We start from the raw sequence: 22,446 nt of genomic DNA, 5'->3' as shown, positions 1-22,446 counted from the left end.
TAGGAGGAAAAAATATGTTTGGAAAGTTATTTGACAAACTTAAGGATGGATTATCAAAAACAAGAAATGGATTAACTGATAAGATTAACGAAGCTTTAAAGTTAGCAGTAACAATCGATGAGGATTTGTATGAAGAGTTAGAAGAAATTTTAATAACTTCTGATATTGGTATGGATACAACTATGGAAATCATAGAAAAGCTAAGAGAGAAGATTAGAAAAGAAAAAATAAATGATACAGAGTTAGTGATTCCAACATTAAAATCTGTTATTAAAGAGATGATGATGGAAGGAGCTGAAGAAGAGGAAGATAAAGAAGGCAGAAGGGTTCTTTTAGTTATTGGTGTTAATGGAGTTGGTAAAACAACTTCTATTGGAAAACTTGCAGCAAAGAATAAAGCAGAAGGTAAAAAAGTTCTTCTAGCAGCTGCTGATACCTTTAGAGCTGCTGCCATTGACCAGTTAGAGGTGTGGAGTCAAAGAGCTGGTGTTGATATAATTAAGCAAAGTGAAGGGTCAGACCCTGCAGCTGTAGTATTTGACGCTGTAACTGCTGCAAAATCAAGAAGTGCAGATATACTTATTTGTGATACTGCAGGTAGACTGCACAATAAAAAGAATCTTATGAATGAATTATCCAAAATAAATAGAATAATTGATAGGGAATATAGTGAAGCTAAAAAAGAAACTTTATTAGTATTGGATGGAACAACAGGACAAAATGCTGTTATACAAGCAAAACAATTTATGGAAGCATGTCCTATAGACGGAATAATACTTACAAAGTTAGATGGTACTGCAAAGGGTGGAGTTGTAATATCAATTAAACAAACCTTAAATATTCCAGTTAGGTATATTGGAGTTGGAGAAGGTATAGAGGATTTACAAGAATTTGATGCAGAAGCTTTTGCAGAAGCTTTATTTTAATATTTCAAAAGGTGTTAAGTAAAAATACTTGACACCTATAAATTATTCTGTTATTATCTCTTTTGTGGGTAAGGTGATTATATGGAAGATAGAGTTGAAATTTCTTTATTAATGGATTTTTATGGTCCATTATTAACAGAAAAACAAGGTAACATTATGGAGCTTTATTATAATGAGGATTTATCCTTGGCTGAAATTGCTGAATTAAATAACACAAGCCGTCAAGCTATCCATGATTTAATTAAAAGATGTTACAAGCTACTTCTATCATATGAGAGTAAGCTTCACTTACTTCAAAAGAGTATAAAACGTGAAAAAAAGATTACAGTTCTTTTAAAAGACTTTAAGGAAAAGTATTCTTTATCTAATGAAGAACTTGAAGAATTAAGATTTAAGTTAGAAGAGTTGTAATATATTTAGGAGGTTTAATATGGCTTTTGAAGGATTATCAGAAAAACTTCAAAGTACCTTTAAGAAATTAAGGGGAAAAGGGAAGCTTAATGAAAAAGATATAAAAGAGGCTATGAGAGAGGTAAAGCTTGCTTTATTAGAAGCAGATGTTAACTATAAGGTTGTAAAAAACTTTGTATCTAATGTGAGTTCTAAGTGTGTTGGAGGCGACGTTCTAGAAAGCTTAACACCAGGGCAACAAGTTATAAAAATAGTTAACGAAGAACTTACTAATCTTATGGGCGGTAGTGAGAGTAAATTAAATTATTCAAGTTATGGACCAACTGTAATTATGCTAGTAGGTTTACAAGGTGCTGGTAAAACAACTATGTGTGGAAAATTAGCACTTCAATTAAGGAAGGATAATAAAAAACCTTTATTAGTTGCATGTGATATATATAGACCTGCAGCAATTAAGCAATTACAAGTAGTTGGTAAACAAATAGATATTCCTGTATTTACTATGGGAGATAAAGTATCACCTGTTGATATTGCTAAGGCAGCAATTAAACAAGGAAGAAATGATGGTAATAATGTAATTATTATAGATACAGCTGGTAGATTACATATTGATGAAGAGCTTATGCAAGAACTTAAAGATGTAAAATCTGCAGTTGAGCCTAACGAAATACTATTGGTTGTTGATTCCATGACTGGTCAAGATGCTGTTAATGTTGCAGAAAGTTTTAATAAAGAACTTGATGTTTCAGGAGTTATCTTAACAAAGTTAGATGGTGACACAAGAGGTGGTGCAGCTTTATCAATAAGAAGCATTACTGAAAAGCCAATTAAGTATATTGGTGTAGGGGAAAAAATGAGCGATTTCGAAGTTTTCCATCCAGAGAGAATGGCATCAAGAATTTTGGGGATGGGAGATGTATTGTCTTTAATAGAAAAGGCACAAGAGGCTATTGATGAAAAAGAAGCTGGTGACTTAGCTAAGAAGATGATGACCAATGAACTGAATTTTGAAGACTTTTTAACTGCAATGGAACAGATGAAGAAGCTTGGTCCTTTAAACAAGATTATGGAGATGATTCCTGGAATGGAGTCTCAAAATGTTGGAAAAATTGATTTTGAAAAGAGTGAAAAGCAATTAGATAAAACTAAAGCTATTATTCAATCAATGACTTTAAAGGAAAGAAGAAATCCTTCACTTTTAATTGGATCATCTTCCAGAAAGAAGAGGGTTGCATTAGGTGCAGGTACAACAATTCAAGAAGTTAATAAACTTATTAAAGGCTATGAAGCAATGAAGAAACAAATGAAACAGGTTAAATCATTAACAAAGAAATCTAGAAAAGGTTTATTTGGAAAAATGCCTTTCATGAGTTAGAAATATAAGTATATTTTAAAAGGAGGTGAAATTACAATGGCAGTAAAGATAAGACTAAGAAGAATGGGTGCTAAGAAGGCTCCTTTCTACAGAATAGTAGTTGCTGATTCAAGAAGCCCAAGAGATGGTAGATTCATCGAAGAAATTGGATACTACAATCCAATAACTGAACCAGCTGAAGTTAAGATTAATGAAGAAAAAGCTACTAAATGGTTAAACGATGGTGCTCAACCTACAGATGTAGTTAAGAGATTATTCGACCAAGCAGGCCTTAACAAGTAATTTTTGGAGGTGAACACTGTAGTTATAGTATAATTACAGGCACTATATGAAAGAATTAGTTGAAATATTAGCCAAAGCTTTAGTTGATCATCCAGAGCAAGTTGAAGTAAATGAAGTAGTTGGTGAGCAATCAATTATTTTAGAACTTAAAGTTGCTCAAGATGATATGGGTAAAGTTATTGGGAAACAAGGAAGAATAGCGAAAGCTATTAGAACCGTAGTAAAGGCTGCAGCAATTAAAGAAGAAAAAAGAGTAGTAGTAGAAATAATCTAAATGAAAGAGTTAGGTACACCCTAACTCTTTTTATACATTTACACAGGAGGGAACAAGTGTGAGTGAATATTTCAAAGTAGGTCAAATTGTTAATACTCATGGAATAAAAGGAGAAGTAAAGGTAATGGCTTTTACTGATGATGTTAACAATTTTAAAAGATATGGAAAAGTTTTAATCGATAATAAGTGGGTTGAAATCCAAGGAGTAAAGTTTCAAAAGGATAGAGTTATTCTTAAATTAGAGGGAATCGATTCTATGAATGATGCGGAAATGTATAAACAAAAGTATCTACAAGTTTTAAGGGATCAAGAGCCTGAACTTCCAGAGGATACTTATTATGTTGTAGATTTAGTGGGATGTACAGTATATGATACAAATGGAAAAGATTTAGGTAAAATATACGATGTACTACAAACTCCTAATAATGATGTTTATTGGATTGAGAAACCTAAACAATTATTAATTCCAGTTCTAAGAGATATAGTGTTAGATGTTAATATAGATGAAAAGAAAGTTCTTATAAGACCAGTAGGAGAATGGCAAGATGAGGATTAGTATTTTAACTCTCTTTCCAGAGATGTTTTCCATATTTGATCATTCTATTATAGGAAGAGCAAGGGAAAAAGATCTTGTAAATTTAGAGTATTATAATATAAGAGATTATTCTTTAAACAAACATAAGAAAGTTGATGATTACCCATATGGTGGAGGTGCAGGAATGGTTATGACACCTCAACCAATAATTGATTCTATAAAAGCTGCAAAAGAAAAGAATTCAGGAAAGGTAATTTTTCTAGGACCTAGAGGTAAAACCTTTAATCAAGAAATGGCACAAGAACTTTCAAAAGAAGAAAATTTAATTTTCTTATGTGGTCATTATGAAGGTATAGATGAAAGAGCATATAAGCATATTGATATGGAAGTATCTTTAGGTGATTTTGTTCTTACTGGAGGAGAAATGGCAGCTATTCCTATTATTGATTCTGTTTTAAGGCTTATACCAGGTGTTTTAGGTAAAGAAGAAAGTTTTATGGACGAATCTCATTCTGATGGTTTATTAGAATATCCACAATATACTAGACCAGAAGTGTATGAAGATGAAAGAGTACCTGAGGTATTGCTTTCAGGTCATCACGAAAATATAAGAAAGTGGAGAAGAAAACAATCTTTACTTATAACAAAAGAAAGAAGAAAAGATCTCTATAAAAATCTCCAACTTACTAAAGAGGATATAAAAATTTTAAAGGATGATAGATTATAATATTTATGTTGCGTTAGATAAAGTTGTATGCTAGAATATAGTTTGTGCTAGTACGGGCGCTCCTCTGCTGAACTAGGCTTCGGTAAGAACGTCAAATTATCTTTAAGGAGGGAATGCACAATGAACGAAATATTAAGAGCTATAGAGCAAGAACAAATCAGAACTGATTTACCACAATTCAACGTTGGGGACAACGTAAGAGTTCACGTAAAAATTAAAGAAGGTAACAGAGAAAGAGTTCAAGCTTTCGAAGGAACAGTTATTAAGAAGCAAAACGGTGGAATCAGAGAAACTTTCACTGTAAGAAGAGTTGCTTATGGAACTGGTGTTGAAAGAACTTTCCCTATGAACGCTCCAATCATCGAAAAGATTGAAGTTACTAGAAGAGGTAAAGTAAGAAGAGCTAAGTTATACTACTTAAGAGACAGAGTAGGTAAGGCTGCTAAGGTTAAAGAATTAGTTAGATAATTTCTTTATAAAAATGGGGACTTTTATGAAGTCTCCTTTTTTAATATTTAGAATTAAACTAGCGTAAAGGAGGGAAATTATATGGCAATAAACTGGTTTCCAGGTCATATGAAAAAGACTCAAAGAGAAATAAAAGAAAATTTAAAGTTAGTTGATGCTGTTATAGAAATAAGGGATGCTAGAATTCCTAGAAGTTCAGCAAATCCAGATATAGATAAATTGGTGGGAGATAAGCCAAGAATAATTTTATTAAACAAGAGTGATTTAACAGAAAAGAGTGTTACAAAGCAATGGATTAAGCACTTGTCCTCTGAAAATGTTAAGGTACTTGAAGTTAATTGTTTAACTGGAAGTGGTCTTAATGCAATTAAGCCTGCAATTCTGGAGTTATTAAAAGAAAAGCATGATAGATTAAAGGCAAAAGGTTTAGTAAAAATAATAACAAGAGTAATGGTTGTAGGAGTTCCTAACTGCGGTAAGTCTACATTTATAAATAAAATGGCTAAGAATAATATAGCTAAAACAGGAGATAGAGCTGGAGTTACTAAAAATAAGCAATGGATAAAAACTCCATTAGGTGTAGAAATGCTTGATACTCCAGGTGTTTTATGGCCAAAGTTTGAAGATGAAGAAACAGCATTAAATCTTGCTTTTACTGGAGCTATTAAGGATGAAGTAATGGATTCAGAAGAATTAGCTTATAAGCTTGTAGAAAGATTACAAACTTATTATCCTGAAAAATTAAAAGAAAGATATAAAATAGATGAGATTTTTGAAAATCCTTTAGATACTTTGGATGCTATAGCTAGAAAAAGAGGATGTTTAATGAAGGGCAACGAAATTGATTATATGAGAATAGCAGTTATTCTTTTAGATGAATTTAGAGGCGGAAAAATTGGAAATATAACTTTGGAACGTCCATAGTGAAAGGTATTAGGGTATGAATAGTGTAGATTTTAATCAACTTAAGTTTAATGAGATAAAGAAAATTGTTTCTAATATAAATATAGAAGAAGATTATAATAGCGAATTAGTTAAAAGATATATTGACTTACTTCTTTCTGATAGTAGAAAAAATGTTGTAAAACTAGGAGAATCTCTTCAAAAGAATAGAGATAAAATTATGAAAGAGATTTCTAGAGTTAAAGAAATGTATGCTTTTGATAAGAATTTTGGAAACTATCAATATATTGCGGGGGTAGATGAAGTGGGAAGAGGTCCACTTGCTGGCCCTATTGTGTCTTGTGCTGTAATTTTAGATTTAAATGCAATGGATGACGAGTTAATTTTATGGCTTAATGACTCTAAAAAGATTTCTGAAAAGAAGAGGGAAGAATTAGCTCAAATAATAAAAGAAAAAGCACTTGCATATCATATAGCCCAAGCATCAAATGAAGAGATAGACAGTAAAGGAATTGCTTATTGTAATAATAATGTATTCTTAGAAGCATGCTATGGATTAAAAATAAAACCAGATTTAGTTTTGTCTGATGGTTACTTGGTAAAAAATATCACTATAGAGAATAAATATGTTATTAAAGGTGATGCTAAAAGTGCTACTATTGCTGCAGCTTCGATCTTAGCAAAGGTATATAGAGATAACTTAATGAAAGAATATTCAAAGAAGTATCCTGAATATTATTTTGATGAAAATGCTGGGTATGGAACTGTTAAGCATGTAGAAGCTTTAAAAACAATTGGGCCATGTGAAATACATAGAAAAAGTTTTTTAACAAAAATATTATAACTCTCTAAAAGAACTCTAAAGATTTATTTAAGAGTTCTTTTTTTTGTTTTTAATTTTATCTAAAAGCATCACTTATTATATTTAATTTGTACGAATTATCGTAGTAGTTAAAATATATTTCTGCCACATCATATCTAACATAATAGTTATAGAGATTATGAATAGTTAAATAGTATTTAGATAAGTACTTTATATTTTTTTGCTTTGAGAATGTTACAGATTCACAAGGGGTACCGAAGGAGTTATTGCTTCTAGATTTCACTTCAACAAATACTATGACGTCATTTTTTTTAACAATTAGATCCATCTCACCTTTTTTAATTAGAAAATTTCTATCAAGAATAGTATAGCCGTTATTTAAATAATAATTAGCGGCAATGTCTTCGCCGTGGTTACCTAGTAGTTTCTTCATATTTTTCATTTTATAACTCCCATATTTATATATTTTTATATTTATATAAATAATTATTACCTTTATTTGGTTAATGCAAGCAAGATTTTATGTTTAGTATAAATTATATTGGTAATAATCTAAGAGGAAATTGTATAGAAGGGATTGAGCGCATGGCAATAAAAATAATTAGTGCCACCTACTCTGGATTAGAAGGGCAGCTTATAGATGTTGAAGTTGATATTACAAGAGGAATTCCGTACTTCAATATTGTTGGATTACCAGATGCTGCAATAAAAGAAGCAAAAGAAAGAGTGAGATCAGCAATAGTAAATAGCGGATTTGAATTTCCTCTAGGAAGGATAGTAGTTAACTTAGCACCAGCAGATGTAAAAAAGATAGGATCATTATTAGATTTACCTATTGCTATTGGCATACTAGCCTGTTCTAGACAAATTAACTCTAAATATATAGAAGATTACATTTTGTTTGGAGAGTTATCATTAGCAGGAGATATTAAAGGGGTAAAGGGGACACTTCCAATAATACTAGCTGGTGTTAGTGAAGGGAAAATGAATTTTGTATTACCTTATGAAAACCTAAATGAATGTAAATATATTAAGGAAGCGAAATATTATCCTTTTAGTAATTTAAGAGAAAGTATATCTTTTTTGAATTATAAAGATATGTTACCTTATGATTCATTTTTATTAGAAGAAGTTTCTAAGGAAAACTATTTAGATTTCAGTGATATTATAGGGCAAGAAAGTTCTAAAAGAGCAATGGAAATAGTTGCTGCAGGAAATCATAATATACTTATTTATGGTAGTACAGGAGCAGGAAAAACTATGTTAGCAAATGCGCTTCAATCCATATTGCCTGATTTAACTAAAGAGGAAGAACTTGAAGTTGCTAAGGTTTATAGTATAGCAGGAAATGATAAATTATGTAATGTAAAAAGACCCTTTAGAAATCCTCATCACTCTATTACAAAAGGAGCTTTAATTGGTGGAGGAAATATTGCTAAAGCTGGAGAAATTACTTTGGCTCATAGAGGAGTACTGTTTTTAGATGAGATATTAGAGTTTAAAAGAGATGTACTAGAGGTTTTGAGAGAACCATTAGAAGAAGGAAAGATAAAAATTAATAGATTATATGGAAGTTATGAATTACCATGCAATTTTATAATGATAGGTTCCTTTAATGTTTGTCCATGTGGTAAGAGTGGACTAGAAAGTGGGGATTCAGATGGATGTAATTGTAGTGATAATCAAAAAATGAAATATTTAAATAGAATGTCAAAAGCTTTAAGGGATAGAATTGATCTATATAATTATGTACCAAAGGTAGGATATAAAGAAATAAGAAATAATAATGAAATGTATTCTTCCTTGAAAATGAAAGAGAGAGTAATTAAGGCAACAGAAGTTCAGAGAGGAAGGTTAAAAGGAACTAAATATAAATATAATTCTGAAATAAGAGGAAAAGATGTTTTTGAATTGTGTAGAGTTTCAAAAAATATAGAGAGAATATTAGAAAACTATTTTGACTTAAATAGTCCTTCATTAAGAGGATATGGAAAGCTTATAAAGATATCTAGAACTATTGCAGACCTAGATGGGAATAAGGATATATTAGAAGAAAATATTCTGGAGGGAATAAATTATAGGAGGGATTATCATGGAGAAATTGTGTAAAGGGGTAGACAGTTTATGAAATATAAGATATGGTTAATAATGTTAAATGTATCAAATTCGGATAAAATATCTCTTATTGAGAGATATGGAAATGAAAAAGTTGTTTATGATGAATTAAACAGTACTTTTAGCAGTTCTTCATTACAGGATGCAGAGGAATATGTAGGGATATTAGCTAAAGAAAATATAGGGCTTGTTACATATAATGATCTTAAATATCCTGAGGATTTAAAGAATATAGATGAACCGCCATATGGTTTGTTTTATAAAGGAAATATAGAATTACTTAATGAAGATATAGTTGGTATAGTTGGCTCAAGAATGTGTACTCAGTATGGTGCACAAATTACAAAACTATTGACAAAAGAATTAATTAGCTATAATATCACAATAATAAGCGGAGGTGCTAAAGGGATAGATTCAGTAGCACATAAAACAGCATTAGAAGATGGTGGAAACACTATTGTTGTTTTAGGATGTGGTATAGATGTTGTATATCCTAAACAAAATGCATCATTATTTAAAAAGGTTGAAGATACTGGATTGATTATTTCAGAATTTCTACCAGGCACTAAGCCACTTCCATACCATTTTCCAATGAGAAATAGGATAATTAGTGGGTTAAGTAGATTAGTAATAGTTGCCGAGGCGTCGAGTAAAAGTGGTTCTTTAATTACGGCTAATTATGCTGCAGAACAAGGAAAATCAGTAATGGCTGTTCCTGGATCAATTTTTTCAAAAGGAAGTAATGGATGTAATAAGCTTATTAGAGATGGTGCGCAGATTTTTAGTGGAATGGATGACTTATATTCTATTTTGGAATTAAAAATTCCAAAGGAAGAAGGAATAATATCTCCAATAAAGAGAAAAATATTATCTGTTATAGCAAAGGCACCAACACATATAGATGAAATCGTTGAAAAGTCTTGTATTGACAGGGCTGCTTTGTTTAAGGTATTATTTGAAATGCAAATTAGAAATGAAATAGTTAGCCTTCCTGGCAATTATTATGCAAAGATTACGTGAGTTTTAAGGGGGTGAAGGCTCCATAAAAATGGAGTTTTTATATGGGTCAAAATTTAGTTATAGTAGAGTCACCTGCAAAGGCTAAGACAATCGCAAAATATTTAGGAAAAAATTATACAGTTGAAGCATCTATGGGGCATGTTAGAGATTTGCCTAAAAGTAAGATGGGTGTTGATATAGAAAATAATTATGAACCAAAGTATATATCAATAAGAGGTAAGGGAGAATTAATAGATAAGTTAAGAAAAGCAGCAAAAAAAGCTGATAAAGTTTATCTTGCAACTGACCCTGACCGTGAGGGAGAAGCAATTTCTTGGCATTTAGCAAAGCTTTTGAAGATATCAGAAGATTCACAATGTAGAATAGTATTTAATGAAATAACTAAAACTGCTGTAAAAGGATCAATAAAACAAGCTAGAAAAATAAATATAAATTTAGTTGATGCTCAACAAGCTAGAAGAGTATTAGATAGACTAGTTGGATATGAAATTAGTCCTATTTTATGGAGAAATGTAAAGTGGGGTCTAAGTGCAGGTAGAGTGCAATCAGCAGCTTTGAAGCTTATCTGTGATAGGGAAGAAGAGATAAAAGTTTTTAATGCAGAAGAGTATTGGACAGTTGATTGTGTAATGAAAAAGGAAAGAAAGAAATTTCCTATTAAGTTATCTACAAAGAATGGCAAAAAGATTGAAATTAAAAATGAAGATGAAGCTAAAATTATAGTTAAAGAACTAGAAAAAGGTGAATTTGTAGTAGCTGGGATCAAAAAAGGTAAAAAAGTTAAAAATCCACTTCCACCATTTACTACAAGTACACTTCAACAAGAAGCAAGTAAAAAACTTAATTTTATGACAAAGAGGACTATGTCGGTAGCACAAGTTTTATATGAAGGCGTTGAAGTTAAAGGATATGGAACAGTTGGTCTTATAACATATATGAGAACAGATTCTGTTAGAATTTCAGAAGAAGCTCAAGGAAAGGCTTTAGAATTTATTAATAGTACTTATGGAGAAGAATATTCCCCAGAGAAGCCTAGAGAGTATAAAGGAAAGAAAAATATCCAAGATGCTCATGAAGCTATTAGACCTACTTATGTTGAAATTACTCCAGAGATTGCAAAGGCAAACTTAACTAGCGAACAATATAAATTATACACATTAATTTGGAATAGATTCATGGCAAGTCAAATGGCTTCGTGTAGATTGAATACAAATTCAATTGATATAATAAATGGTGATTACAAATTTAAAGCTAGTGGATCAACAATTGACTTTGATGGGTTTATGAAACTATATCAGTACTCTAATGAGGAAGATGCTGAAGGAGTTATTCTTCCAGTTTTAGAAGAAGGGGAAGTTTTAAAGAAGGAATCCATAGAAGGAAAACAACACTTTACTCAACCTCCTGCAAGATTTACTGAAGCTTCATTTGTAAAACTTATGGAAGAAAAGGGGATAGGAAGACCAAGTACATATGTACCTACCATTTCAACAATATTAAGTAGAGGTTATGTACTTAGAGAAAAGAAGAATCTTATTCCGACTGAGTTGGGATTTATAGTAAATAAGATTTTAAGTGATTACTTCAATCAAATTGTAGATGTAGAGTTTACTGCTGATATGGAAAAGAAGCTAGACCATATTGAAGAGGGTAGAGAAGAATGGAGAGAAGTTGTAGATGAATTCTTTAAGCCATTAAAGGTAGCTATAGATAAAGCTGAAAAAGAAGTTGCAAAAGTAGTTATTGAAGATAAAGTTAGTGATGTTCCATGTGATAAGTGTGGAAGAATGATGGTGATAAAAAGAGGAAGATATGGTGACTTCCTTGCATGTCCTGGTTATCCTGAATGCAAAAATGCTAAGCCAATAGTGGAAGAACTAGATGTGCCATGTCCTGAATGTGGTAAAAAGATTGTCGTTAAGAAGAGTAAAAAAGGTAAAAAATTCTTTGGTTGTTCTGGATATCCTGAATGTAAGTTTGTAAGTTGGAATGAACCAGTAAAAGACAAGTGTCCTAAGTGTAATGCGTATATGGTTTTAAAATACTCTAAAAAAGATGGGAATTATGTACAATGTTCAAATAGTGAATGTGGATATAAAGAAGTTATTAAGAAGGAAGAAAAAAACGACAAAGAAAATAACTAATAGTAACTAAAATGTCGAAAGAACAAAAATGGAGTTGAAATAAATGGCTCTGTATGATAAACTGAAATAGTCTATAATGAAAAGAACAAAAATTTAAAAAATTATGAAAATTTAAAATATACTTGAATTTTAATAGATTATTTAAGGGGGAGTTATATGTCATCATTACTTAGCAAAACAAGAATGTTGAACAAGATATTGCAGAAGTCAGGAACAGAGCCAGTTGCTTTTGAAGATATATGTAAGCTTTTAAGCGAAGTGTTAGAATGTAATGTATATATTGCTAGTAGAAAAGGGAAAATATTAGGATATACTTTTGCAAAAGATTTCGAATGTCATGTGATGAAGAAGAAAGTAATAGAAGAAAGAAGATTTCCGGCGGATTACAATGAAAAGCTTCTTAATATTACAGAAACTATATCTAATTTACCTAACAAAGGTTATTGTGTTTTTGAAGGTGAAGGAGATTGTATGGCGAAAGACAAGCTGTCTACAATTGTTCCTATAGTAGGAAATAGAGAGAGATTAGGAACGTTACAACTTGCAAGGTTTGGTAGAAGATTTACTGACGATGATTTAGTTTTAGTTGAATATAGTGCAACAATAGTTGGAATAGAAATGCTTAGAGGAAAACAAGTTGAGATAGAGGAAGAAGCAAGAAAAAAAGCTGTTGTGCAACTAGCTATTGGAACTTTATCTTATTCAGAACTTGAAGCTGTAGAACATATCTTTGATGAATTAGATGGGACTGAAGGGCTTTTAGTAGCTTCAAAGATAGCTGATAAGGTTGGTATAACAAGAAGTGTTATAGTTAATGCTTTGAGAAAATTTGAAAGTGCTGGAGTAATAGAATCAAGATCTCTAGGAATGAAGGGGACTCATATAAGAATACTTAATGAAAAGTTATTAGATGAGTTGAAAAAGATTAAATAGTTTATTTTAAAATCTGTATCTAGTATTAGGTACAGATTTTTTACGTCTAGGAAATTATAAAGAGTTTTCAGTAGCCTCCTTATGGATACAGAGCATGAGGGGTAAAAATTATAGTGCCATCACAGAACACTAAAAGCAAGTTTTGGAACCTGTGTATGACTGAAAAAAGTGTATCTTATGAATAGTTAATTTTTATGAAGGGGGAGAATTATAATGAGTATTTTTATATTATTTTTAAGATGGATAAAAATAATATAAAATTTTGTTGATACAATAAAAACCTTGTGGTATACTAACAAAGGTAATAAAATACACACATTACCCAATGCAAGTAGTTGGTGCCTATTAGGTAGCTACTTGTGAAGAAGGTAGTGGAGGAAAAACCAGGAGGTAAGAAAATGTCAGTAATATCAATGAAACAATTATTAGAAGCTGGTGTACACTTTGGTCACCAAACTAGAAGATGGAACCCTAAGATGGCTCCTTACATCTTTACAGAAAGAAACGGAATCTATATCATAGATTTACAAAAGACTGTAAAGAAGGCTGAAGAAGCTTACAACTTTATTAAAGAAGTTGCTGCAGAAGGAAAAGATATCTTATTCGTTGGAACAAAGAAACAAGCTCAAGAAGCTATCCAAGAAGAAGCTATAAGATCAAACATGCACTTTGTTAACAACAGATGGTTAGGTGGAATGTTAACTAACTTCGAAACAATAAAGACTAGAATTAAGAGATTAGCTGAAATCGAAAGAATGCAAGAAGATGGAACTTTCGAAGTTCTTCCAAAGAAAGAAGTTATAAAGCTTAAGGGAGAATTAGAAAAGTTAGAAAAGAACCTTGGTGGAATTAGAAACTTAGACTGCGAAAACATCGGAGCTATGTTCATAGTTGACCCAAGAAAAGAAAAGAATGCTATTTCAGAAGCTAAGATTTTAGGAATTCCTGTAGTAGCTATAGTTGACACTAACTGTGACCCAGAAGAAGTAGATTACGTAATTCCAGGTAACGATGATGCTATAAGAGCTGTTAAATTAATAACTGCTAAAATGGCTGATGGAATCATTGAAGGAAGACAAGGTGAACAATTAGCTGAATAATTAGCTATGTAAAAGGTAGGTGAAGGATTCTTCATTTACCTTTTAACCTAAATGATAAGGGTTACTTAATATAAAGGAGGAAATGAATATGATAACTGCAAAATCAGTTAAGGAATTAAGAGAAATGACTGGCGCAGGAATGATGGACTGCAAAAAGGCTTTAACAGAAACTAACGGAGATATAGAAAAGGCTGTAGAATTCTTAAGAGAAAAAGGATTAGCTGCTGCTGCAAAGAAAGCAGGAAGAGTTGCTGCTGAAGGTCTTGTTAAGACATATATTACAGAAGATAACAAGAAGGCTGGTATCGTAGAAGTTAACTGTGAAACAGACTTCGTTGCTGCTAATGAACAATTTGTAGCTTTTGCTGATTCATTAGCTAAGATGGTTGTTGATACAACAGCTACAACTGTTGAAGAATTCTTAAACGAAAAGTACAATGAAGAACAAACAGTTCAAGAAGCTTTAACAGCTTTAATTGCTACTTTAGGTGAAAACATGACAGTAAGAAGATTCAAGAAGGTTGAAGTTGCTAATGGTGCAGTTCAAACTTATATTCACGGTGGTGGAAGAATCGGTGTTGTTGTTGAATTAGGATGCGAAACTGAATCTCAAGTAGTTGTAGATTTAGCTAAAGAACTTTGTATGCAAGTTGCAGCTGCAAACCCATTATTCTTAAATGAAGAAGGTGTTGATAAGGAAGCTGTAGAAAAGGAAAGAGAAATCTACAGAGTTCAAGCTCTTAATGAAGGAAAGCCAGAAAAGATCGTTGATAAAATGGTTGAAGGAAGAATCAAGAAATACTATAAAGAAGTATGTCTTGTAGATCAAGCTTGGGTTAAAGATGGAGATAAGAGCATAGCAAAGCTTGTTGAAGAAAAATCTAAAGAAGTTGGTTCTCCAATCACTGTTAATAGCTTCGTAAGATTTGAAAGAGGCGAAGGTATAGAAAAAGTTGTTGAAGATTTTGCTGCAGAAGTTGCAAAGCAAATGGGTAAATAGTTAAAACCAAAGAGAACACTAAGTGTTCTCTTTTTTTAAAGATATAGGAATTTACGTTGGAGGTATAGAGATGTCTAATTCTAAGTATAAGAGAGTGATGCTAAAGATATCAGGTGAAGCTTTAGCTGGAGAAAATGGATTCGGTTTAGATTTTAATGTAGCTACAAGAATAGCTCTAGAAATTAAAGAACTTGTAAATATGGGGATTGAAGTAGGTGCCGTTGTTGGTGGCGGTAACATTTGGAGAGGTAGAAGCGGCGAAGGTATGGATAGAACTACTGCTGACTACATGGGAATGCTAGCTACTTGTATAAATGCTTTAGCACTACAAGATTCATTAGAACAAGTTGGAGTAATGACAAGAGTACAAACGGCTATAGAAATGAAGGAGGTTGCAGAACCTTTCATTAGAAGAAGAGCTATGAGACATCTTGAAAAAGGAAGAGTTGTAATTTTTGCAGCAGGAACAGGAAATCCTTATTTTTCAACTGATACAACTGCAGCACTAAGAGCAGCAGAAATAGAAGCAGATGTAATATTATTAGCTAAAAAAGTTGATGGTGTATACGATAAGGATCCTCATAAGTATTCAGATGCTAAAAAATATGATACACTATCATATATAGAGGTTCTTGAACAAGGATTACAAGTAATGGATTCAACAGCTACATCTTTATGTATGGATAATAATATTCCTATACTTGTATTTGGTTTAGATGAACCTGGAAATATCAAAAGAGCTGCACAAGGCGAAAAAATAGGAACGCTTGTATCAAAAAAGTAGGAGGGTTAAAATGATCAAGGACATTATTAAGAATTCAGAAGAAAAAATGAAAAAGACTATTTCAGTTCTTAATTCAGAGATATCGACTATGAAAGCAGGAAGAGCTAATCCAACTATGCTTGACAGAATTCAAGTAGAGTATTATGGAAGTTTATGTCCACTTAATCAAGTTGCCAATGTATCTGCTCCAGAACCAAGAGTACTTATGATAACACCTTGGGAAAAACCATTACTAAAAGATATAGAAAGAGCTATACTTAAGTCAGATTTGGGATTAAATCCTTCAAATGATGGTTCAGTAATAAGATTAATAATACCTGAATTAACAGAAGAAACTAGAAAGAACTTAGTTAAGAATGTTAAAAAAACAGGTGAAGATGCTAAAGTTGCAGTTAGATCTGTAAGAAGAGATGCTAATGAAAAGATAAAGGCATTAAAGAAGGATTCAGATATATCAGAAGATGAAATTAAGAAGGGTGAGGATCAAGTTCAAAAAATAACTGATTCTTACGTTAAAGAAATTGACAACATAATTTCAGCTAAGGAAAAGGAAATAATGTCAATTTAGGCTAGCAAACAAAAAACCTGCTCCTAGGGCAGGTTTTTTGTTAATTAGATATTATGGGAGGGGCCAACCTTGTTTAGTTTTTATAAGAATAAGAAAAAGAATAACTTCGATAATGACGAAAATATAGAATTAGATATGAATAATATCCCTAAACATGTAGCTATTATAATGGATGGTAATGGAAGATGGGCAAAACAAAGGAATCTTCCAAGAACTATGGGTCATAAAGCTGGTGTAGAAACCATAAGACGCATAATTAAGGAAGGGGATAGACTTGGCATTAAATACATGACTTTATATGCATTTTCAACTGAAAATTGGAAGAGACCTAAAGAAGAAGTTGGAGCGCTAATGAAGTTGCTTGTTCAATACTTAAAGCAAGAAATAGATGAATTAGATAGAAATGGTGTTGTTATAAATGTTCTTGGAGATATCTCTAGATTACCGGAAGAGTGTATAGGTGAAATAGAGAGAGCGAAAGAAAGAACAAGAAATAATAATGGAATAGTTATGAATGTAGCTTTAAATTATGGTGGAAGAGATGAAATTATAAGAGCAATAAAAGCAATAGCCAATGATTATAAAGATGAAAAAATAGATATAAATAATATAGATGATAGTCTAGTAAATAATTATTTATATACCGCAGGAATGCCAGATCCAGACATAATAATTCGACCATCAGGAGAACAAAGATTAAGTAATTTTCTTTTATGGCAATGTGCATATTCAGAATTTTGGTATTCGGATATTAATTGGCCTGATTTTAAGGAGAAGGATTTACAAAGAGCAATTTATGATTACCAAAACAGAGATAGACGTTTTGGTGGAATAAAATAGATTGGGGTGAAGGTATTGAAATCAGATAACAGATATCTAGGTGCACTTATGATAGCACCATTTATATTATTTATATTTTGGGGAGGGTTACCTCTAAAAATATTTACTTTCATTTTATCTGCTTTTGGAATGTATGAATTTTATAAAGCGTTAAAAGAAAAAGATTTTAAACCAATTGAAATGGTAGGATATATTTTATTAATACTATTCTATTTGTTTAATAATGATTTTGAAAAGCTTATTTTTATGATAATTTTAGCAACATTTATACTTTTAATAATACCAGTAATAGATTTAAAGTATACATTTATTGATGCTGCAATTACTTTGCTGGGCTTCTTATATGTGGGCATTTTGTTTAGTTTTATATACCTAGTAAGTGAAAAAAGTGGTGGAGCTTTTTATGTATGGCTAATATTTATAGGATCATGGATGACAGATACAACTGCATACTATGCTGGTAGATTATTCGGAAAAACAAAGCTATGCCCAAAAGTAAGTCCTAAGAAAACTATAGAAGGTTCGATTGGAGGACTTATAGGGTCAACAATTTCTTGTGGAATATTAGGATTTGTTGCCAAAGGATACATAGCTACTTTCCCAATATATCATTTCTTTATTATAGGAGCATTATGTGGAGTATTTAGTCAGTTTGGTGACTTAGTAGCATCTTCTGTAAAAAGATATGTTGGAATAAAGGATTATAGTAATCTTATTCCTGGTCATGGTGGTATATTAGATAGGTTTGATTCAATATTATTTTCAGGATTGATAGTGTTTTATTACTTAACTTTTATATTATCATTGTAAATTAAAAAAATATTATGTTTTATTTCTGTAAATATAACCCCTTTTCTTTGCATATATTTTAATGTATGTGCAAGGGAGGGGGTTTTTTGGAGTTTAGAAGAAGATATAAGAAACTAATTGATTTGATTATGCTTTTATTAATAATAACGGTTCTAACATTAACTATAAAATACTATTTCAAACCCTTTATATGGATGGTTATAATGTTTCTCATAGCAAATCCGTTATACAAGTTTTTTATAAGGTTAAATATACATGATAAAATTGCAGGAGCATTATCAATTTTATTTGTAAATTTAGCCTTAATTATATTTGTTATTTATCTTGGTGGTAGTATATTCATTTTGTTAAAAAAATTATATGAGGGAAATATTAAACTTATAGAAGATTTAATTAGAACTTATATTGGATTTATTGATGTTGGAGATGGGAAAAGTATTGCAGGTAGTGTTATATCTATATTAAATCAGGATTTTATAAAAACTGGTGCTATAACAACTGGAGAAGGAATAGTAGCATTCTTTATAGGCAATATATGTGCTTTTTTTATTTTAGTAGATAGAGAAAAAATGAAGGATTTAGTTAAAAGATTGATACCAAGAGATATATTATATAAAGCTAAGTATCAAGGTGGTAACTTTAAGCAAATGATAGGTATTCAAGTTATTTTAGTATTAATATCAACTCTTGAAATAATTATAGGATTTATAGTGTTTAGGGTACCAAAAGCAGTTTTACTAGGAGTTATTTGTGGAATATTAGACATATTACCTTATGTAGGAACAATAATTGTATTTGTACCTATAATAATATACAATATTATAGTAGAAGATTATATAGTAGCTTTTGGGTTAATATGCTTATATATTTTGGTTCAAGTTATTAGAGAAGTTCTTGAAGCAAAATTTTTAAGTGATAAACTAGAATTACATCCCTTATTAGTTTTATTATCTATATATATAGGAATTAAGTTATTTGGGGTTCTTGGAATAGTTGTAGGCCCTATGTATGGGATTCTAGCTAAAGATATAATCTATGGAGAAGATAAGTAGCAATTAGGAGGATAAAGACATGAAGAAACTTTCAATATTAGGGGGAACAGGGTCAATAGGACTTCAAACCTTAGATGTAATTAGAAAATCTGCTAAAGAGTTAAAATTGATTGGGGTAACTGCTAATTCATCTATAGAAAAGATGATAGAAATAATAGATGAGTTTAAGCCTAAATATGTAGGAATGATGGATAGTAGCTCAGCTTTAAAGATAAAAGAATATTGCACTGAGAATAATTTTGATATTGAGGTTCTTGAAGGAATGGAGGGGCTAATAAAAATAGCATCCCTTGAAGAAATAGATATGGTTGTTACTTCAGTTGTAGGGATGATAGGTTTAAAGCCTACAATGGCAGCTATTGAAGCGAAGAAAGACATTGCTCTTGCAAATAAGGAAACTCTTGTTGTTGCAGGGGAATTAGTTATGCAGGCAGCGAAGGATAATGGCGTAAAAATTCTTCCGGTTGATTCAGAACATAGTGCTATATTCCAGTCATTAAGAGGGAATAGTTTAGATAGCTTAAAAAAGATAATATTAACTGCATCTGGTGGACCTTTTAGAGGAAGAAAGATAGATGAGTTAAAGGAGATATCTTTAGAAGAGGCTCTTAATCATCCTAATTGGAGTATGGGAAAGAAGATTACAATAGATTCAGCTACATTAATGAATAAGGGACTTGAAGTGATAGAGGCTCATTGGTTGTTTAATTGTAGTTATGATAATATTCAAGTTGTAGTTCATCCTCAAAGCATTATACATTCTATGGTTGAATATAAAGATGCAAGTATAATAGCTCAACTTGGATCTCCAGATATGAGACTTCCTATACAATATGCATTGAATTATCCAGAAAGAAAAGAAGAAGTAGCTAAATCCATTGATTTTTGGAAGATATCAAAATTAACTTTTGAGAGACCAGATTTAGAAACATTTAAATGTTTAAGACTTGCGTATGAAGCTGGGAAAAAGGGTGGCTTAGTTCCAACAGTTTTAAATGCTGCTAATGAAGTTGCTGTACAATTTTTCTTAGATAAGAAGATAAAATTCTTAGAAATAGGAGATATTATTGAAGAATCTATAAATTACTTTAATGTTGAATGCAAAAAAGAGTTATCCTTAGATAACGTAATTGAATTAGATAGAAAAGTAAGAGAATATGTAGCGTGTAATAGAGGTTAGGAGGAAAGACATTGAATTATATTTTGGCGATTTTAGGGTTTGGTTTATTAATCATAGTACATGAATTTGGACACTTTATAGCAGCAAAATTAAATGGTGTTAAGGTTGTTGAATTTTCTATAGGTATGGGACCAAAGATACTTTCCCATCAAGGAAAAGAAACAAGATATTCCATTTCATTATTACCTATAGGTGGATATGTTCAAATGTTAGGAGAAGAAGAAGCTGTAGATGACGAGAGGAGTTTTTCGGCTAAATCACCACTAAGAAGAATTTCTATAATCTTAGCTGGAGCTTTCATGAATTTTGTTTTAGCAATAGTTATTTTAAGTACTATATTTAATATTTTTGGATTTGCAACTACAAGCTTAGATAGAATTGAAGCTGGAACACCAGCTGCTTCAGCAGGATTAATGCCAGGAGATAGAATAACTAGAGTAAATGGAAGCAAAGTGTTTACAAATAGCGATATTTCTGTTGGCGTAAATATGAATAAAGGGAAAAAAATTGACCTTGAGTATGAAAGAGGAGGGTTAAAAGATACGGTAACTATAGAACCTGCATACATAGAGGATGAAGGAAGATATATGATAGGAGTTTATTTCAAGGGTGAAGAAAATCCTAGTATATTAAGTAGTATAAAAGAAAGTTTTAATGAAACTGCATCTTTGATTTCTCAAACTTTTAAAGGTTTAAAGATGATATTTACAGGGGAGGCTAATTTAAAAACTGACGTTGGAGGTCCTGTTACAATAATTAAGATGTCAGCAGGTGCAGCAGAAGTAGGCGTGTGGAACTTAATGAAGCTTGTTGCAATACTTTCTGTTAGCATAGCAGTGTTTAATTTATTACCATTCCCAGCTTTAGATGGTGGATGGGCAGTTATATTATTTATAGAATTAATAACAAGAAGAAAGGTGCCAGACAAAATAGTAGGGGCTCTAAATACAGTAGGATTTATGCTACTGATAGGTGTTATGATATTAGTAACAATAAAGGATATAATTTTCCCTATTAGTTTTTAGGAGAGTATGATAAAATGGATAGAAAGTTAACAAGAAAAGTTAAAGTAGGAAAGGTATATGTAGGAGGAGATGCTCCTGTTACAATCCAATCTATGACTAATACAGATACAAGAGATGTTGAGGCTACATTAAAGCAAATTAGAGAGCTTTATAATGCAGGATGTGAAATTATAAGATGTACAGTACCTGATGTGGAGGCTGCTGAAGCAATTAAAGAAATAGTAAAGCAATCACCTATTCCAGTAGTTGCAGATATACATTTTGATTATAGATTAGCTCTTAAAGTTGTTGAAAATGGTATATCAGCAGTTAGAATTAATCCGGGGAATATTGGAAGTATTGAAAGAGTGAGAATGGTTGCTGAAGCTTGTAAAGCTAAAAATATTCCAATAAGAATTGGTGTTAATTCAGGTTCTTTAGAAAAAGAGATTTTAGAGAGGGATGGAAAGCCTACAGCTAAAGGATTAGTAGAAAGTGCTTTAGCTCATGTTAAGATATTAGAAGCAGTAGATTTTCATGATATAGTAATTTCTATAAAATCCTCTGATGTTAAAATGATGATTGATGCATATAGACTTATGAGCGAAAAGGTTGATTACCCACTTCATTTAGGGGTAACTGAATCTGGAACTCCATTTAGAGGAACAATAAAGTCAAGCATTGGTATTGGAACTTTACTTGCAGAAGGAATAGGAGATACTATAAGAGTTTCTCTTACAAGTGATCCTATTGAAGAAATTAAGGTTGCAAAGGAAATGCTAAAGGCTTTAGGATTAAGAGAGGGTGGCCTTGAGTTTGTATCTTGTCCTACATGTGGAAGAACTCAAATAAAGCTTATTGAAATTGCAAATGAAGTTGAAAGAAGGCTTGAAGGAATTAATAAAGATATAAAGGTTGCTGTTATGGGGTGCATAGTTAATGGGCCAGGAGAGGCTAGAGAGGCCGATATTGGTATAGCTGGCGGTAAAGGTGAAGGAATTATATTTAAAAAAGGTGAAGTAATTAAAAAGTGCAAAGAAGAGGATTTAATTGAAGAGTTAATGAAAGAAATAGAATTACTTTAATTAAATATATAAATATTATTAAGAGACTTAGACTTTGGCTAAGTCTCTTTTTGTATAATTGATTAGAAGGAACATTGCTTTAAGGTA

At 31.4% G+C, this 22,446-nt stretch carries 25 protein-coding genes; 24 read left to right on the top strand and 1 reads right to left on the bottom strand.

Annotated features, from left to right (window positions below):
• Positions 1–14 precede the first annotated feature (14 nt).
• The 10 genes from ftsY (at position 15) to DR024_RS13575 (ending at position 6,745) form a co-directional block, all read left to right on the top strand.
• Entirely contained in the window at positions 15–926 is a 912-nt protein-coding gene (gene ftsY, locus DR024_RS13620) for a signal recognition particle-docking protein FtsY (protein ID WP_027097515.1), read from the top strand.
• 81 nt (positions 927–1,007) lie between these two features.
• A complete protein-coding gene (locus tag DR024_RS13615) occupies positions 1,008–1,337 on the top strand; it encodes a putative DNA-binding protein (protein WP_027097516.1) in 330 nt (109 codons plus the stop codon).
• A 19-nt stretch (positions 1,338–1,356) separates the two neighbouring features.
• Positions 1,357–2,712: a signal recognition particle protein gene (gene ffh / locus DR024_RS13610; RefSeq protein WP_027097517.1), complete on the top strand. Its 1,356-nt coding sequence runs from the start codon at positions 1,357–1,359 to the stop codon at positions 2,710–2,712.
• A gap of 36 nt (positions 2,713–2,748) precedes the next feature.
• Positions 2,749–2,994 (top strand): 30S ribosomal protein S16, encoded by a 246-nt coding sequence (gene rpsP / locus DR024_RS13605; RefSeq protein ID WP_027097518.1) that lies wholly within the window; start codon positions 2,749–2,751, stop codon positions 2,992–2,994.
• A 46-nt stretch (positions 2,995–3,040) separates the two neighbouring features.
• A complete protein-coding gene (locus DR024_RS13600) occupies positions 3,041–3,268 on the top strand; it encodes a KH domain-containing protein (protein ID WP_027097519.1) in 228 nt (75 codons plus the stop codon).
• Positions 3,269–3,326: 58 nt separating this feature from the next.
• Positions 3,327–3,824: a ribosome maturation factor RimM gene (gene rimM, locus DR024_RS13595; RefSeq protein WP_027097520.1), complete on the top strand. Its 498-nt coding sequence runs from the start codon at positions 3,327–3,329 to the stop codon at positions 3,822–3,824.
• Positions 3,814–4,530 carry a tRNA (guanosine(37)-N1)-methyltransferase TrmD gene (gene trmD / locus DR024_RS13590; RefSeq protein ID WP_111919026.1) on the top strand — a complete coding sequence of 239 codons (717 nt, stop codon included), beginning with the start codon at positions 3,814–3,816 and terminating at the stop codon, positions 4,528–4,530. Before rimM ends, trmD begins: the two co-directional genes overlap by 11 nt.
• Positions 4,531–4,650: 120 nt before the next feature.
• The gene (rplS, locus tag DR024_RS13585) at positions 4,651–4,998 is read left to right on the top strand and encodes a 50S ribosomal protein L19 (RefSeq protein ID WP_027097522.1); all 348 of its coding nucleotides are present in this window, start codon (positions 4,651–4,653) and stop codon (positions 4,996–4,998) included.
• Positions 4,999–5,079: 81 nt separating this feature from the next.
• On the top strand, positions 5,080–5,922 hold the full coding sequence (gene ylqF, locus DR024_RS13580) for a ribosome biogenesis GTPase YlqF (RefSeq protein ID WP_027097523.1): 843 nt from the start codon (positions 5,080–5,082) through the stop codon (positions 5,920–5,922).
• 16 nt (positions 5,923–5,938) lie between these two features.
• Complete coding sequence (locus DR024_RS13575) at positions 5,939–6,745, top strand: ribonuclease HII (RefSeq protein WP_027097524.1); 807 nt, start codon at positions 5,939–5,941, stop codon at positions 6,743–6,745.
• Positions 6,746–6,800: 55 nt separating this feature from the next.
• Here DR024_RS13575 and DR024_RS13570 read toward each other — a convergent pair whose 3' ends face one another.
• Positions 6,801–7,157 carry a YraN family protein gene (locus DR024_RS13570; RefSeq protein ID WP_242829702.1) on the bottom strand — a complete coding sequence of 119 codons (357 nt, stop codon included), beginning with the start codon at positions 7,155–7,157 and terminating at the stop codon, positions 6,801–6,803.
• Between the two features lie 152 nt (positions 7,158–7,309).
• Between DR024_RS13570 and DR024_RS13565 the strand changes: the two genes are divergently transcribed.
• The 14 genes from DR024_RS13565 to ispG all read left to right on the top strand — a co-directional run bounded on the left by DR024_RS13565 (position 7,310) and on the right by ispG (position 22,359).
• The gene (locus DR024_RS13565) at positions 7,310–8,833 is read left to right on the top strand and encodes a YifB family Mg chelatase-like AAA ATPase (protein WP_027097526.1); all 1,524 of its coding nucleotides are present in this window, start codon (positions 7,310–7,312) and stop codon (positions 8,831–8,833) included.
• Between the two features lie 15 nt (positions 8,834–8,848).
• Positions 8,849–9,859, top strand: coding sequence for a DNA-processing protein DprA (gene dprA, locus DR024_RS13560; RefSeq protein WP_099313305.1), 1,011 nt, complete (start codon positions 8,849–8,851; stop codon positions 9,857–9,859).
• Between the two features lie 41 nt (positions 9,860–9,900).
• Positions 9,901–12,003 carry a type I DNA topoisomerase gene (gene topA, locus DR024_RS13555; RefSeq protein WP_027097528.1) on the top strand — a complete coding sequence of 701 codons (2,103 nt, stop codon included), beginning with the start codon at positions 9,901–9,903 and terminating at the stop codon, positions 12,001–12,003.
• Positions 12,004–12,159: 156 nt separating this feature from the next.
• Entirely contained in the window at positions 12,160–12,936 is a 777-nt protein-coding gene (gene codY / locus DR024_RS13550) for a GTP-sensing pleiotropic transcriptional regulator CodY (RefSeq protein ID WP_027097529.1), read from the top strand.
• Between the two features lie 398 nt (positions 12,937–13,334).
• Positions 13,335–14,036 (top strand): 30S ribosomal protein S2, encoded by a 702-nt coding sequence (gene rpsB / locus DR024_RS13545; RefSeq protein ID WP_027097530.1) that lies wholly within the window; start codon positions 13,335–13,337, stop codon positions 14,034–14,036.
• Between the two features lie 88 nt (positions 14,037–14,124).
• Complete coding sequence (gene tsf / locus DR024_RS13540; RefSeq protein ID WP_027097531.1) at positions 14,125–15,036, top strand: translation elongation factor Ts; 912 nt, start codon at positions 14,125–14,127, stop codon at positions 15,034–15,036.
• A gap of 70 nt (positions 15,037–15,106) precedes the next feature.
• Complete coding sequence (pyrH, locus tag DR024_RS13535; RefSeq protein WP_027097532.1) at positions 15,107–15,820, top strand: UMP kinase; 714 nt, start codon at positions 15,107–15,109, stop codon at positions 15,818–15,820.
• Between the two features lie 10 nt (positions 15,821–15,830).
• The gene (gene frr / locus DR024_RS13530) at positions 15,831–16,388 is read left to right on the top strand and encodes a ribosome recycling factor (protein WP_111919024.1); all 558 of its coding nucleotides are present in this window, start codon (positions 15,831–15,833) and stop codon (positions 16,386–16,388) included.
• Positions 16,389–16,457: 69 nt separating this feature from the next.
• A complete protein-coding gene (locus tag DR024_RS13525) occupies positions 16,458–17,228 on the top strand; it encodes an isoprenyl transferase (protein ID WP_027097534.1) in 771 nt (256 codons plus the stop codon).
• 15 nt (positions 17,229–17,243) lie between these two features.
• Positions 17,244–18,038: a phosphatidate cytidylyltransferase gene (locus DR024_RS13520; RefSeq protein WP_027097535.1), complete on the top strand. Its 795-nt coding sequence runs from the start codon at positions 17,244–17,246 to the stop codon at positions 18,036–18,038.
• A gap of 86 nt (positions 18,039–18,124) precedes the next feature.
• Complete coding sequence (locus DR024_RS13515; RefSeq protein ID WP_027097536.1) at positions 18,125–19,090, top strand: AI-2E family transporter; 966 nt, start codon at positions 18,125–18,127, stop codon at positions 19,088–19,090.
• A gap of 19 nt (positions 19,091–19,109) precedes the next feature.
• Positions 19,110–20,270, top strand: a complete 1,161-nt coding sequence (gene dxr, locus DR024_RS13510) for a 1-deoxy-D-xylulose-5-phosphate reductoisomerase (protein WP_027097537.1) — start codon at positions 19,110–19,112, stop codon at positions 20,268–20,270.
• 11 nt (positions 20,271–20,281) lie between these two features.
• Positions 20,282–21,295, top strand: coding sequence for a M50 family metallopeptidase (locus DR024_RS13505; protein ID WP_055184496.1), 1,014 nt, complete (start codon positions 20,282–20,284; stop codon positions 21,293–21,295).
• A 14-nt stretch (positions 21,296–21,309) separates the two neighbouring features.
• Positions 21,310–22,359 (top strand): flavodoxin-dependent (E)-4-hydroxy-3-methylbut-2-enyl-diphosphate synthase, encoded by a 1,050-nt coding sequence (gene ispG, locus DR024_RS13500; RefSeq protein ID WP_111919022.1) that lies wholly within the window; start codon positions 21,310–21,312, stop codon positions 22,357–22,359.
• The last annotated feature ends 87 nt before the right edge of the window (positions 22,360–22,446 follow it).

The sequence above is a fragment of the Clostridium paraputrificum genome (assembly GCF_900447045.1).
Lineage (GTDB): Bacteria > Bacillota > Clostridia > Clostridiales > Clostridiaceae > Clostridium > Clostridium paraputrificum.
This window is presented reverse-complemented; position numbering and strand designations above follow the sequence as displayed.